The 13,743-nt window shown below is 63.8% G+C and carries 12 protein-coding genes; 4 read left to right on the top strand and 8 right to left on the bottom strand.

Annotation, left to right across the window (positions count from 1 at the left end):
* Positions 1–3 precede the first annotated feature (3 nt).
* The 3 genes from ACEN9F_RS27600 to clpS all read right to left on the bottom strand — a co-directional run bounded on the left by ACEN9F_RS27600 (position 4) and on the right by clpS (position 6,073).
* Positions 4–3,312 carry a S41 family peptidase gene (locus tag ACEN9F_RS27600; protein WP_413425341.1) on the bottom strand — a complete coding sequence of 1,103 codons (3,309 nt, stop codon included), beginning with the start codon at positions 3,310–3,312 and terminating at the stop codon, positions 4–6.
* A gap of 155 nt (positions 3,313–3,467) precedes the next feature.
* On the bottom strand, positions 3,468–5,774 hold the full coding sequence (gene clpA, locus ACEN9F_RS27595) for an ATP-dependent Clp protease ATP-binding subunit ClpA (protein WP_413425339.1): 2,307 nt from the start codon (positions 5,772–5,774) through the stop codon (positions 3,468–3,470).
* Positions 5,771–6,073 (bottom strand): ATP-dependent Clp protease adapter ClpS, encoded by a 303-nt coding sequence (clpS, locus tag ACEN9F_RS27590; RefSeq protein ID WP_008446470.1) that lies wholly within the window; start codon positions 6,071–6,073, stop codon positions 5,771–5,773. Before clpS ends, clpA begins: the two co-directional genes overlap by 4 nt.
* A gap of 324 nt (positions 6,074–6,397) precedes the next feature.
* Between clpS and ACEN9F_RS27585 the strand changes: the two genes are divergently transcribed.
* Complete coding sequence (locus ACEN9F_RS27585) at positions 6,398–6,601, top strand: cold-shock protein (RefSeq protein ID WP_010395943.1); 204 nt, start codon at positions 6,398–6,400, stop codon at positions 6,599–6,601.
* A gap of 180 nt (positions 6,602–6,781) precedes the next feature.
* Here the strand turns inward: ACEN9F_RS27585 and icd are convergent, their stop codons facing one another.
* On the bottom strand, positions 6,782–8,035 hold the full coding sequence (gene icd, locus ACEN9F_RS27580; protein WP_413425335.1) for an NADP-dependent isocitrate dehydrogenase: 1,254 nt from the start codon (positions 8,033–8,035) through the stop codon (positions 6,782–6,784).
* 110 nt (positions 8,036–8,145) lie between these two features.
* On the opposite strand from icd, the gene ACEN9F_RS27575 reads away from it, so the two are divergent.
* Both ACEN9F_RS27575 and ACEN9F_RS27570 read left to right on the top strand, forming a co-directional pair.
* Positions 8,146–8,706: a pseudouridine synthase gene (locus ACEN9F_RS27575; protein ID WP_413425333.1), complete on the top strand. Its 561-nt coding sequence runs from the start codon at positions 8,146–8,148 to the stop codon at positions 8,704–8,706.
* 61 nt (positions 8,707–8,767) lie between these two features.
* On the top strand, positions 8,768–10,090 hold the full coding sequence (locus ACEN9F_RS27570; protein WP_413425331.1) for an HD-GYP domain-containing protein: 1,323 nt from the start codon (positions 8,768–8,770) through the stop codon (positions 10,088–10,090).
* A gap of 74 nt (positions 10,091–10,164) precedes the next feature.
* On the opposite strand, the gene rpsT is transcribed toward ACEN9F_RS27570, so the two are convergent.
* Positions 10,165–10,431, bottom strand: a complete 267-nt coding sequence (gene rpsT / locus ACEN9F_RS27565; RefSeq protein WP_413425329.1) for a 30S ribosomal protein S20 — start codon at positions 10,429–10,431, stop codon at positions 10,165–10,167.
* Between the two features lie 191 nt (positions 10,432–10,622).
* Here rpsT and murJ point away from each other — a divergent pair, with 191 nt between their 5' ends.
* Positions 10,623–12,167 carry a murein biosynthesis integral membrane protein MurJ gene (murJ, locus tag ACEN9F_RS27560; protein ID WP_413425327.1) on the top strand — a complete coding sequence of 515 codons (1,545 nt, stop codon included), beginning with the start codon at positions 10,623–10,625 and terminating at the stop codon, positions 12,165–12,167.
* Between the two features lie 14 nt (positions 12,168–12,181).
* On the opposite strand, the gene ACEN9F_RS27555 is transcribed toward murJ, so the two are convergent.
* Genes ACEN9F_RS27555 through ACEN9F_RS27545 form a run of 3 tightly spaced genes read right to left on the bottom strand, consistent with a single transcriptional unit; the run spans position 12,182 to position 13,742 of the window.
* The gene (locus ACEN9F_RS27555) at positions 12,182–12,892 is read right to left on the bottom strand and encodes a type II secretion system protein (protein ID WP_413425325.1); all 711 of its coding nucleotides are present in this window, start codon (positions 12,890–12,892) and stop codon (positions 12,182–12,184) included.
* On the bottom strand, positions 12,892–13,272 hold the full coding sequence (locus tag ACEN9F_RS27550; protein WP_413425323.1) for a type II secretion system protein: 381 nt from the start codon (positions 13,270–13,272) through the stop codon (positions 12,892–12,894). Before ACEN9F_RS27550 ends, ACEN9F_RS27555 begins: the two co-directional genes overlap by 1 nt.
* The gene (locus ACEN9F_RS27545) at positions 13,266–13,742 is read right to left on the bottom strand and encodes a type II secretion system protein (protein ID WP_413425322.1); all 477 of its coding nucleotides are present in this window, start codon (positions 13,740–13,742) and stop codon (positions 13,266–13,268) included. Before ACEN9F_RS27545 ends, ACEN9F_RS27550 begins: the two co-directional genes overlap by 7 nt.
* Position 13,743: the final 1 nt, after the last annotated feature.

Here is a 13,743-nt window from a genome sequence, read left to right as displayed (position 1 = left end):
TCCTTATTTCAGCGCAGGGATCACCTGCGGTTGATACGGCTTGATCGGCTTTTCCTTCATCGTCTTGTCCAGCAATTGCAATGCTACTTCCAGCTGGCGGTCCTGCCCCTGGAAGGTGGCGTGCGGCAGGTTGTCCACTTCCACGTCCGGCGTCACGCCGACACCTTCGATCAGCCACTGGCCGTCGGCGGTGGTGAACTGGCCCATCTCGGCCACGCGCGCCATGCCGTTGTCGCTCAGGCGGTTGTTATCGCTGAGCCAGACGCCGGCGCCCGCCGTGCGCTTGCCGACCAACGGCCCCAGTCCCAGCGCCTTGATGCCGGCCGCGAAGGTCTCGCCGTCCGAATAGGTGTATTCGTCGACCAGCACCACCAGGTGGCCACGGAAGGTGTTCTGCATATTCGGCGCGGCTTGCACGCCCGGCGGCGCCCAGAAGGCCCAGGCCTTGCGCAGCAGCTTCTCGATGATCCAGCTGTCGATATTGCCGCCATTGTTGCGGCGCACGTCGATGATCAGGCCTTCGCGGTTGACGTTGGCGTAGAAGTCGCGCGCGAACGAGGCGATGTCGCGCGCCCCCATCGCGCGCAGGTGCAGGTAGCCGATGCGGCCCTTGGACGCGGCCTCCACCTGGCGCGCGCGGCTCTGCTCCCAGTCGCTGTAGCGCAGTGCGGTTTGCTTCGTCATGTTCACCGGCGTGGCGATCACGGATTTCGTGCCGCCCTCCTTGCGCTTGACCTGCAACAGCACCTGCTTGTCGGCCTGGTTCAGCAGCAGGTCGGCGATATCGCGCGCCTCCAGCACCGGCCTGCCGTTGACGGCGGTGATGACATCGCCCTCCCTCACATCGACGTCGGCCTGCACCAGTGGGCCACGCTCGGACGGCAGCTCAGGCTCGCTGGCGTAGATATGGTCCACGCGGTAGCCATCGGCGCTGCGCGACAGCAGCGCGCCCAGACCGGCCGGCGTGCCTTCCGGCGCGGGACGGCGCACGTCGCCCGGTGCGATCTGCGAGTGCAGCGCGCCGACTTCACTGATCATCATGCCCAGCACATCGTTCAGTTCCGCGCGGTCGGTCACGCGCTCGACCAATGGCGCGTATTTTTCATGCACGCCGACCCAGTTCACGCCGCGCATTTTTGCGTCGTACAGGAAGTCGCGGTGCATGCGCCAGGCATCGTTGAACATCTGCTTCCATTCCAGGCGCGGGTTGGAGGTGAAGCTCCAGTCGTCCACTTTGACCTTGGCCTTGGAGACATCGGAAGGCGCCTTGGCCCCGGCATCGACGATGATCATCTCGCCCGGACCGTTGGCGGCAAAGGTGCGGTAGTAGACGTGCTTCTTGTCGGCGGCCAGGTCGTACTCGCGCACGTTGGCGACGAAGGTCTCCGGCTGCGGACCGTTGCTGGCGATGGCCAGCGTCTTCAGGCTGGCCTTGCCCTCGCCTTCGGCATCGAGGAAATACAGGCGCTTGTCGTCCATCTGCAGCGCGCGGTAGTTCCCAGCCGCCAGCGGCACTTCGTACAGGCGGTCCGCCAGGCCGGTGAAGACGATGGCGGGCAGCGCCTTGCCGGAGGGCTTGGCCTCCGGCGTCGTCTTGGCGACGGCCTTGGCGACAGCTTTTTCAGCCGCCTGCGCCGCCGCTTTTTCCGGCTCGCCTTCGGCCGCCTTGTCGCCCGGCTTGCTCAGCTCATCGTCCGGCTTGAAGGGGAAGCGGTTGCCCGGCTGGAGCGCTAGCGCGAATAAGCCGGTACGCTTGTCGAACACCGGCCCCATATTGCGGTCGCCCCACGGCGAACCGTTCGCCAGCTGGAAGTTGCGGGCCGAGAGGAAGTACAGCCACTTGCCGTCCGGCGAAAACACCGGCGAGCGCGAGGTATAGCGGTCGCTGGTGACGAAGGCCAGCTGCTTCGAGTCGAGGTTGTACAGGCCGATCTGCTCGCGCTGCTCGGTGCTGGCGGCGCGCACCAGCGCCAGGTTCTTGCTGTCGCCCGACCACAGGATCTCGTCGTGCTTGTCGACGCCGGCCTTGCCGGCATCGTCGATGACGACGTTGGCCTTGCTGGCCAGGTCCAGCAGCCAGAAGCGGCCCTTCTTGTCGGTGTGGCCCAGCCAGCGGCCGTCCGGCGACGGATACAGCTGCCAGCGGTGGCTGCTGCCGTCCCTGGTCAGCTGCTCGCCCTTGCCGGAACCATCGGCGGCGTAGCGCCAGATTTCATTCTCGCCCGTGGTATCGACAATCGCATAGACCCATTTGTCGTCCGGGCTGAACACCGCTTCGCGGGCCCGCGCGCCTTCCGGCACGGCGATCTCCACGCGGCGCTGGGCGCCGGTGCCGGCCACGCTGACGCGGCCGCGCGCGGTCAGCACCAGCCGTTCGGTCTTGCCGGAGATTTGCGCGTTGGTCAGGTTCTCCAGCGGCGTGCGGATCTGGCGCGTGCGCTGCTGGTCGAAGTCGGAGACGAGGCTGATCGCCAGCTGCTCATCCTTGTTCGCGGCCAGGTCCAGCAAGTGCAAGTCGGCGCCCAGCTGGTAGACGATGCGGCCGTCGCCCAGCGCGGCGTTGCGCACGTCCCAGTCGGCATGGCGGGTCAGCTGGCGCGGGTCGCTGCCGTCCGCCGCCATCGACCACAGGTTGTCCGAGCCGCCACGGTCGCTGATGAAGTAGACGCGGCCCTGCCACCACATGGGGCGCTTGTTGTTGCCGGTGTCGGCCGCCAGCAGCGGCGCGGCTTCGGCGTTTCCGGTCAAATCGTAGCGCCACAGCCGCGCGTGCGCGCCGCCGCGATAGCCCTTGACGTTGTCGTTGGTCAGCGCCAGGCCGAAGCGGGTGAAGTACAGCGTCTTGCCGGCGTCGTCGAGCACCGCGTCGTTGGCGTCGGCGACCGGGAAGATGCGGCGCTGCAGCGTGTCCGGCTTGAAGGCGGCGATGGTCACCGCGCGCCCCGGCCCCTTGTTGTCCGACATATTGACCAGCACCTCGCCCTGCGCGGTCCAGCCCAGCACGGAGACGCCGACGCTCTCGAACGTCAGCCGCTTCGGCAGGCCGCCGGCGATGGGCATCACATAGGCGTCCTGGCCGCCTTCATACGCGGCGGTGAAGGCGATCCACTTGCCGTCGTGCGAGATGGCGGCGTTGGTCTCGGCGCCCGGATGGGTGGTCAGGCGCTGCGCCGTGCCGCCATGGGCGCCGGTCTTCCACAAGTCGCCTTCGGCGGTGAAGACCACGGCGTCGCCACGGATCGCGGGGAAACGGAAGTAGGCGTCGGCGGCGTGCGCCGCCTGGCCGGCCAGCAGGCCGGCGGACATCAACATGAAAGCGAGGGGGCGGAGGCGAAGACAGGACGGGATCATGGACAGTGCTCAGAAAGGTTGTCGAATGGAACAGCGATTCTGGCACAGCTTGGCCCCGTATAGAAAAAAACCCGCGCCACTTGCGTGAGGCGGGTTCTTTTTTAGGAGTGGCGAGCTTACTCGACTTCGACGGTCTCCGGCGGCGTGGTCGGCGCCGCATCCGGCGGTTCCGGGAACTCCAGCTTGACCTGGTCCTTGTCGTCCAGGTCGACCGTCACGCGGCCGCCGGTGACCAGGCGGCCGAACAGCAGCTCGTCGGCCAGCGCCTTGCGGATCATGTCCTGGATCAGACGCGCCATCGGACGCGCGCCCATCAGCGGATCGAAGCCTTTCTTCGCCAGGAACTTGCGCAGTTTCTCGCTGAAGATCGATTCGACTTTCTTCTCGTGCAGCTGCTCTTCCAGCTGCATCAGGAACTTGTCGACCACGCGCAGGATGATTTCCTCGTCCAGCGCGCGGAAGCTGATGGTCGCATCGATACGGTTGCGGAACTCCGGCGTGAACATGCGCTTGATGTCGGCCATCTCGTCGCCCGCCTGCTTGGTGTTCGTGAAACCGATCGACGACTTCTGCAGGCTCTCGGCGCCCGCGTTGGTGGTCATGATGATGATCACGTTGCGGAAGTCGGCCTTGCGCCCGTTGTTGTCGGTCAGCGTGCCGTGGTCCATCACCTGCAGCAGGATGTTGAAAATGTCCGGATGGGCTTTTTCAATCTCGTCCAGCAGCAGCACCGCGTGCGGCTTCTTGGTGATGGCTTCGGTCAGCAGGCCGCCCTGGTCGAAACCGACGTAGCCCGGCGGCGCGCCGATCAGGCGCGACACGGCGTGACGCTCCATGTACTCGGACATGTCGAAGCGGATCAGCTCGATGCCCAGGATGAAGGCCAGCTGCTTCGCCACCTCGGTCTTGCCGACGCCGGTCGGACCGGAGAACAGGAAGGAGCCGATCGGCTTGTCGGTTTTGCCCAGGCCGGCGCGCGCCATCTTGATCGCCGAGGCCAGCGCTTCGATCGCCGGATCCTGGCCGAACACCACGTTGCGCAGGTCGCGGTCGATGGTCTGCAGCTTGCTGCGGTCGTCCTGGTTGACGGTCTGCGGTGGAATACGCGCGATCTTGGCGATGATGTCCTCGATCTCGGTCTTGCCGATGGTTTTCTTTTGCTTCGACTTCGGCAGGATGCGTTGCGCCGCGCCGGCTTCGTCGATGACGTCGATCGCCTTGTCGGGCAGATGGCGGTCGTTGATGAAGCGCGCCGCCAGCTCGGCCGCGGTCGACAGCGCCGACGACGAATATTTCACGCCGTGGTGCTCTTCGAAGCGCGACTTCAGGCCGCGCAGGATCTGCACGGTCTGCTCGACGGTAGGCTCGTTGACGTCCACCTTCTGGAAGCGGCGGCTCAGCGCGTGGTCCTTCTCGAACACGCCGCGGAACTCGGTGTAGGTGGTCGCGCCGATGCACTTCAGCTGGCCGTTGGCCAAGGCTGGCTTGAGCAGGTTGGACGCGTCCAGCGTGCCGCCCGACGCCGAACCGGCGCCGATGATGGTGTGGATCTCGTCGATGAACAGGATGCCGTTCGGGTTGTCCTTCAACTGCTTCAGGACGGCCTTCAGGCGCTGCTCGAAATCGCCGCGATACTTGGTGCCGGCCAGCAGCGCGCCCATGTCCAGCGAATACACGACGGCATTCTGCAGGATTTCCGGGACGTCGCTCTGGGTGATGCGGTAAGCCAGTCCTTCGGCGATGGCGGTCTTGCCCACGCCCGCCTCGCCCACCAGCAACGGGTTGTTCTTGCGGCGGCGGCACAGGATCTGGATCACGCGGTCCACTTCGTCCTCGCGGCCGATCAGCGGATCGATCTTGCCTTCGGCGGCCGACTTGTTCAGGTTCTGCGTGAACTGGTCGAGCGGGCTTTCCTTGGTCTGGCCTTCGCCGCCCGGGGCGCCCTCTTCCACGCCTTCCGAAGCCTTGGCGGCATCGGTCTGCTGGTCCTTGCGCACGCCGTGCGAAATGAAATTGACCACGTCCAGGCGCGTCACGCCCTGCTGGTGCAGGTAGTACACCGCATGCGAGTCTTTCTCGCCGAAGATGGCCACCAGCACGTTGGCGCCCGTGACTTCCTTCTTGCCGTTGGAAGCGGACTGCACGTGCATGATGGCGCGCTGGATCACGCGCTGGAAGCCGAGCGTCGGCTGGGTATCGACCTCGCCCGTGCCGGGCACGGTCGGAGTGTTGTCGCCAATAAAATTGGTCAGGGTCTTGCGCAGATCTTCAATGTTGACGGCGCATGCACGCAACACTTCGGCAGCCGAAGGGTTGTCCAGCAAGGCCAGCAGCAAGTGCTCCACCGTGATGAATTCGTGCCGTGCCTGTCGGGCTTCGACAAACGCCATGTGCAAACTTACTTCTAATTCCTGCGCAATCATACTTCCTCCATCACGCACTGCAGGGGGTGCCCCGCCTTGCGCGCATGCGTTAAAACGAACTCCACTTTGGTACAGGCTATATCTTTAGAGAACACGCCGCACACTCCTTTGCCGTAGCGATGAACACTGAGCATTATCTGCGTGGCTGTTTCACGGTCTTTATTGAAATACTCCTGGATGATGGCCACCACGAATTCCATCGGGGTGTAGTCATCATTGAGCAGCGCCACCTGGTACAGGGGTGGCGGCTTCAGCGTTTGCCGCTCCAAGAGGGTTTCGGTGTCATGCTTGGTTGCCATACGCTTATATTCTAATGCTTTCGGGGTTGATGCAATGCGCATTTCTCCATGCACATCTAATTGTTTTCCATCTTACGCGCTTTCTGAACTTGACGCAGATGGTGACCCGTTCGCATAAATCAAGAGTTGCTTTTTCGCCAATCAGGTTAAAAGTAGCAAAATGAATACAAATCTGCTTGACTTTCAAATTTGGTCCGCTAACAATGCGTTATCGGCTTCGTGCAGAAATGTACATGTTGATAAGAAGTGAGGCGTGAGGAGGGGGCAAGAAGCTTCTTGCTTTTATGGCTCGTGTGATCCGTTTTAATTTTGAAAGTTCTTTTTATGGCAACAGGTACAGTTAAGTGGTTCAATGATTCCAAAGGTTTTGGCTTCATCACTCCAGATGACGGCGGCGAGGATTTGTTCGCTCACTTCTCCGCAATCAACATGAACGGTTTCAAGACCCTCAAAGAAGGTCAAAAAGTTCAATTCGAAGTCACGCAAGGCCCTAAAGGCAAGCAAGCTTCCAACATCCAAGCTGCTTAAGTTTCAGCCCCAGATGTGAAAAACCTCGCGCTGCGGGGTTTTTTTTCGTCCATCGTTTGCGCCCGCCCAACGCCAAAGTGTTGTAGAAGTCCGACGGTCATCGGCGGAAATGCAACGCCGCCGCCATAAAAAAAACCCCGCGGTCCGAAGAGCGCGGGGCTTGGTCGATCCAGCGGGCTTTTACATCTGTTCGATCATCACTTCGCCGAAGCCCGAGCACGAGACCTGGGTCGCGCCTTCCATCAGGCGGGCGAAGTCGTAGGTGACCTTTTTCGAGTCGATGGCTTTTTCCATCGACTTGATGATCAGGTCGGCCGCTTCGGTCCAGCCCATGTGGCGCAGCATCATTTCGGCGGACAGGATCAGCGAGCCCGGGTTGACGTAGTCCTTGCCGGCGTACTTGGGCGCGGTGCCGTGGGTGGCTTCGAACATGGCCACCGAGTCCGACAGGTTGGCGCCCGGCGCGATGCCGATGCCGCCCACTTGCGCGGCCAGCGCGTCGGAGATGTAGTCGCCGTTCAGGTTCAGCGTGGCGATCACGCTGTACTCCGCCGGGCGCAGCAGGATCTGCTGCAGGAAGGCGTCGGCGATCGAGTCCTTGATGATGATGTCGCGGCCGGTGCGCGGGTTCTTGAACTTGCACCACGGGCCGCCGTCGATCAGCTCGGCGCCGAATTCTTTTTGCGCCAGCTCGTAGGCCCAGTCGCGGAAGCCGCCTTCGGTGTACTTCATGATGTTGCCCTTGTGGACAATGGTCACCGACGGCTTGTCGTTGTCGATGGCGTACTGGATCGCCTTGCGCACCAGGCGCTGCGTGCCTTCGATCGACACCGGCTTGATGCCCAGGCCCGAGGTTTCCGGGAAGCGGATCTTGGTCACGCCCAGTTCCTTGACCAGGAAGTCGATCAGTTTCTTGGCGCCGTCCGAACCTTGCGCGTATTCGATGCCGGCGTAGATGTCTTCCGAGTTTTCGCGGAAGATGACCATATTGGTCTTTTCAGGCTCCTTCAGCGGCGACGGCACGCCGGTGAAGTAGCGCACCGGGCGCAGGCAGACGTACAGGTCCAGCTGCTGGCGCAGGGCCACGTTGAGCGAGCGGATGCCGCCGCCGACCGGCGTCGTCAGCGGGCCCTTGATCGATACCACGTAGTCATTCACGGCGCCGAGCGTCTCTTCCGGCAGCCACACGTCCGGGCCGTAGACCTTGGTCGACTTCTCGCCCGCGTAGACTTCCATCCAGTTGATCTTGCGCTTGCCGCCGTACGATTTCGCCACGGCCGCGTCCACGACTTTCAGCATGACCGGGGTGATGTCGAGACCGGTGCCGTCACCCTCGATGTAGGGAATGATCGGGTTATCTGGTACATTCAGGGAAAAATCGGCGTTGACGGTGATTTTCTGGCCGTCGGCAGGTACTTTGATATGTTGGTACATCGTGGTTCTCCGAAGTGGGCTCTAAGTCTTCTATAAGACATAAGACATGCTGTTCGCATTATGCACGAATTGGGCCTTTAAGCCTACACCAATTTCACCTGAATATAAGCATGTCCCTGATACTATTTAATAAACCTTTTCAAGTGCTGTGCCAGTTCTCGCCGCAGGACGACAAGGCCACCCTGGCCGACTATCTGAAGCTCCCGAACATCTATCCCGCGGGCCGCCTGGACGCCGACAGCGAGGGCCTGATGCTGCTGACCGACGACGGCAAGCTGCAGCACACGATCGCCCACCCCGACCACAAGGAAGCCAAGATCTACCTGGTGCAGGTGGACGGCGTGGCGGACGCCGCCAGCCTGGCCAGGCTGCAGGCGCCGCTCGACCTGGGCGACTTCGTCACCAAGCCGTGCAAGGCGGTGCGGATCGCCGAACCGGAGTGGCTGTGGCCGCGCAATCCGCCGATCCGCCAGCGCGCCGACCAGCCCACCAGCTGGCTGGCCATCACGCTACGGGAAGGCAAAAACCGCCAGGTGCGGCGCATGACGGCGGCGGTCGGCCTGCCGACGCTGCGGCTGGTGCGCAGCGCCATCGGCCATATCTCGCTGGCGTCGCACCCGCTGATGCCCGGCGAATGGATGGAAGTGTCGCCCAAAGACCTCACCACCTAGCAAAGTAACAATGCTTGCTCTATATTAAATAGGTGGGCGCACCGAGCGCCGGGGAGATTCCATGTCCGACGCCGATGCCGCCTCCTATACAGAAAGCCCCTATTATCTGCAGGCGGTGGCCGCGCTGGCGCGCCCGCGCGCGGTGATGGCGCACCAGGACATCTACTGCAACAACGGCATGAAGCTGGTGGCCAAGGGCACTCAGCTGGGCGACGAGCAGTTCGAGCGGCTGGCCCAGCACAAGCTGTCCGAACCGCTGGACCGCATGCTGATCAGCGAGCGCGCGATCGACGCTTCCGGCCTGGCCATCGAGGCCGGCAAGATACTCGAACGCGACGCCATCTATTCCCGGCTGGGCACGCGCAGCGGCGATCCGCTGGCCGTCAAGCACGGGCTGGCCGCGCTCAAGCTGCCGGCGGCCCTGCTGATGCGGCTGACCGTGATGCGCGAGCAGCGCCCCGCCATGTTCCAGCACTCGCTGCGCACGGCGATGATCGCCCACGCGCTGGCGCAGCGGCTCAAGCTGACCGCCAATGACCGCGAACAGCTGTTGCTGGCCGCGCTGTGCCACGACATCGGCGAAATGCACACCGACCCGCTGCTGCTCGAAAGCCGCCACAACATCACGCCGGAGGAACGCCGCTTCGTCCACGTCCACCCGCTGACCAGCCACGTCCTGCTCAACGGGATCAGCGGCTTCCCGCCGGCCGCGCGGCTGGCGATCCTGCAGCATCATGAAAGGCTGGACGGCAGCGGCTATCCGAACGGCCTGCGCGCCGACAGGATCGCGCCGCTGGCCAAGCTGCTGGCGGTGGCCGACGTGGCGGAGACGGTGATACGGCGCTTCGACCTGCCGCGCCTGGACATGCTGGCGCGGCTGCACCACGGCCGCTTCGACCATGCGGCCGCCGACGCCCTGCGCGACCTGATCCATTCCACGCCGAAGGACGCCCTCCGCGCGCCGCAGGAGGAACTGGGCGCGGCCGCGCAGCTGGCGCACCTGGCCGAGGTGCTGCGGGCATGGTTCGCGCTGCGCAGCGCCTTCGAGCACCAGGTCGCGCCGAACGCGCCGGAACGCTCGCCGCTGGCCTTCCTGTTCGAGCGCATGACGTCGATCCGCCAGCTGGTGCTGCAGGCGGGCTTCGACCCCGACCACAGCGACAGCATGCTCGACATCGCCCACGACGATCCGAACGTGCTGCTGGAGCTGCGCACCATGCTGGATGAGATGGAATGGCTGCAGCTGGACCTGGCCAACGAGATCGACCGCCGCTCGGCCGAGCTATTGGGCCTGTCGTCGGCGCCGCTGCACGACCTGCTCAGGCACCTGCGGCCCGCGCTGTCGTGCGGCGAGCAGTGCGGGCTTGGCCACCCTGCGCATTAATTCGGGCCGCACAAGCGAAAAAACCCGCGCTGACCAGGTCAGGCGGGTTCTTGCTTTAATCCCAGCGAGGGGAATTAAGCGGACAGCGCTTTCAGAGCAGCTGCCAGACGGCTCTTGTGACGAGCTGCCTTGTTTTTGTGGATGATCTTCTTGTCCGCGATGCTGTCGATTTTCGACACGGAGGTTTGGAAGATTGCGGTCGCAGCAGCTTTGTCGCCGCCCTGGATCGCCTTGCGAACTGCTTTGATTGCGGTGCGCAGGGTCGAACGCTGAGCCGAGTTGTGAGCGTTTTGCTTGACTGCTTGACGAGCGCGCTTACGCGCTTGTGCGGTATTTGCCATGGAATTTCCTAAAACAGGGTAAAGGTGCGTTTGCAAACATTATTGTTTGTCAAACAGGTGCGTTCAGTGCGTCTGCCGAACCATGTGAGTCAAACTACTGCCTGCCAAACATTAGTGTCTGCGTAACAGAATTCTGTACAGCCTGCGATTATAGCGATATTTTTCGGTGGGAGCAACTATAATCATGCCCCATGAACTTGCTAAAAACTCTAGCCGCCCTCAGCAGCATGACCATGCTGTCCCGTATCACCGGATTGTTGCGTGAAATCCTCATCGCCAGGGCCTTCGGGGCCGGCGGCATGACCGACGCCTACAACGTCGCCTTCCGCATCCCCAACCTGCTGCGGCGGCTGTTCGCCGAGGGCGCGTTCTCGCAAGCCTTCGTGCCCATCTTGTCGGAATATAAAAACAAGCAAAGCGAGGAAGCCACCCGCAACCTGGCCGACCATGTCGGCACGACCCTGGTCTGGGCCACGGTGATCATTACCGCGATCGGCATTATCGCATCTCCGCTGCTGTTACTGGCGGTGGCCAGCGGCCTCAAGCCGACCGACTTCGACGCCGCGGTCTGGATGACGCGCCTGATGTTCCCCTACATCGCCTTCATGGCCTTCGTGGCGCTGGCCGGCGGCATACTGAATACCTGGAGCCAGTTCAAGATCCCGGCCTTCACGCCGGTGCTGCTGAATATCGCCTCCATCCTGGCCTCGCTGTTCCTGCAGCAGCACCTGAAGCAGCCGATCTACGCGATGGCGATCGCGGTCTTCGTCGGCGGCGTGCTGCAGGTGGCGATCCAGATCCCGGCGCTGCTGAAGATCCGCATGCTGCCGCGCCTGTCGCTCAATCCGCTGACCGGCCTGCGCGATCCCGGCGTGCGCCGCGTGCTCAAGAAAATGGGGCCGGCGGTGTTCGCCGTCTCGGCCGCGCAAATCAGCCTGCTGATCAATACCAGCATCGCCTCCAACCTGGCCGTCGGCAGCATCTCCTTCCTGACCTATGCCGACCGCCTGATGGAATTCCCGACCGCGCTGCTGGGCGTGGCGCTGGGCACCATCCTGCTGCCCAGCCTGTCCAAGGCCAGCGTCGGCGGCGACAAGGAAGAATACTCGTCGCTGCTGGACTGGGGCCTGCGCCTGACCTTCCTGCTGGCGATGCCGGCGGCGGTGGGCCTGGCCACGCTGGCCGTGCCGCTGATCGCCACCTTGTTCCAGAACGGCGCCTTCACCGCGGCGGCGGCGCATGCGTCGGCCGAGCCGCTGATCGCCTACAGCGTCGGCCTGCTCGGCATCATCCTGGTCAAGACGCTGGCGCCGGCCTTCTACGCGCAGCAGGATATCCGCACGCCGGTGCGCATCGCCATCGGCGTGATGATCGCCACCCAGCTGATGAACGTCATCTTCGTACCGCACCTGGCGGTGGCCGGACTGGCGCTGTCGATCAGCCTGGGCGCCTGCCTGAACGCCAGCTTCCTGTTCGCCGGCCTGCGCAAGCGCGGCGTCTACACCCCCAAGCCTGGCTGGCCGCTGTTCTTCGCCAAGCTGGTGATCGCCTGCGTGCTGATGGGCGCCACCGCCTGGTTCGGCGCGGCGCGGATAGACTGGACCGGCATGCACCATCAAACGCTGCTGCGCGCCGGCGCGCTGTTCCTGGTGATCGGCGTGTGCTGCGTGGTGTACTTCGGCGCGCTGCTGGCGATGGGCTTCCGCTTCCGCGACTTCAAGCGCATCGCGCGCTAAGGTCAAGCCCAGCGCTATTTGATTTCCGGCTGCGGCTCGGCCGGCGGTTCGGCAGGCGGCTCCGCCGGTGCTTCGACCGGTGCCGGGTCCACCTGGGCCGGCGGTTCCGCCGGCGGCACTTCCGGCGGCGGCACCGGCGGCGCTTCCACCACAGGCGCCTGTGGCATGGCCGGCGCCTGCGGCGCGGCCTGCTGGAACCCCGGCGTGGCGATCGGCGGCATCGTCGCCGGCGCTACGCCGCCAGGCGCGCCAGGCTTGCCGGTCGCGGCGAAACGCCATTCGGATAGCTTCTGCTTGCCCGACAAGCCCTGGAAGCGCAACGGGAAATTGCCGATCTTGACCGGCTGCGCGTCGGACAGGCTGTACACGGCCAGCACGCCGATCTTGTCGCCCAAATACGTCACGCCCCATTCCGCCTTGCCGGTCATCGGATCGACGAACACCTTGCGCAAATGGCGGCGCACGCCGGGAAAGCGCGGATCCTTCAGCAACTCCTTGAGCGACGGCGGCTGCGTCGGCATGCCGGCCGGCGTGGCGTCGGCGTAGCTTTGCAGCGCATCGCTGAAAGCCGCGCCGATCACCAGCAGCTCCTGCTCCGCCTTGCTGCGCTGGATCACGGAGCCCAGCTTCAGCGCCGACGCCGACACCAGCCCGATAATCGCCACCAGGATGATCAGGCTCAGATACGTGAAGCCGCCGTTGCGGCGCAGGCGCGGGCCGGCCATCACCAGTCGGCGTAAGGCTTGCCGCTGCGGTCGTTGCCGGGTGCGCCGCTCTTGATGTTGTAGACGCCGCCCTTGGTGCCGTCCTCCGGCGGGACAATCACCCATGCCGCATCGCTGTCGGCGACCGGATCGACCGGCATCGAGCGCAGGTATTTTTTCTCCACCAACTGCTGCAGCGAATCCGGATAGCGGCCGGTATCGCCATAGTATTGATCGATCACCTGGCGCACGCTGCGCAGGTTATCGGCCAGCACCACCTCCTTCGACTTGTCCACGCTGGGGAAATAACGCGGCACGGCGAGCGTCAGCATCAGGGCGATGATGCCCAGCACCACCAGCAGCTCGATCAGCGTAAATCCCTTGGTCTTCATGGTCACCATTTTTTATAAGGCACGCCGTTCAAGCCGCTCTTGTCGCTCTGGCTGTAGACGTCGTACACATCCTCGCCCTCTTTCGGCTGATCGGCCTCGCTGGCGTAGCTGCGCTTGCCCCACGATTGCGCTTCGCTCACCGAGGTATCGTCGTTGAACGGATCGCGCGGCACGCGGCGCAGGAAGTAGATCTTGGCGTGCTTGGGGTTCTGCAGATCCGGCACGCCCTCCACCAGCACGTCCAGCGTTTTCGGATAGCCGGTCGAGGCCAGCGATTTGGTGATGCGGCCCTGGTCGTAGGCCTGCTTGTAGGCGTCGATGCCGTCGCGGATCTGGTGCAGCGCATCGCGCAGCTCCTGCTCCTGGCGGCGCTGCACCACCACCTGCGCGGTCGGGATCACCATGGCGCTGAGCAGGCCGAGTATGGCCAGCGTCACCAGCAGCTCGATCAGCGTGAATCCCCGGGCGCGCATCGTCATG

It is taken from the genome of Duganella sp. CT11-25 (genome assembly GCF_047302815.1).
In the GTDB taxonomy this organism is placed as follows: Bacteria; Pseudomonadota; Gammaproteobacteria; order Burkholderiales; family Burkholderiaceae_D; genus Rugamonas.
Note: the sequence above shows the minus strand (reverse complement) of the source record. Positions and strands in the feature narration are given on the sequence as shown.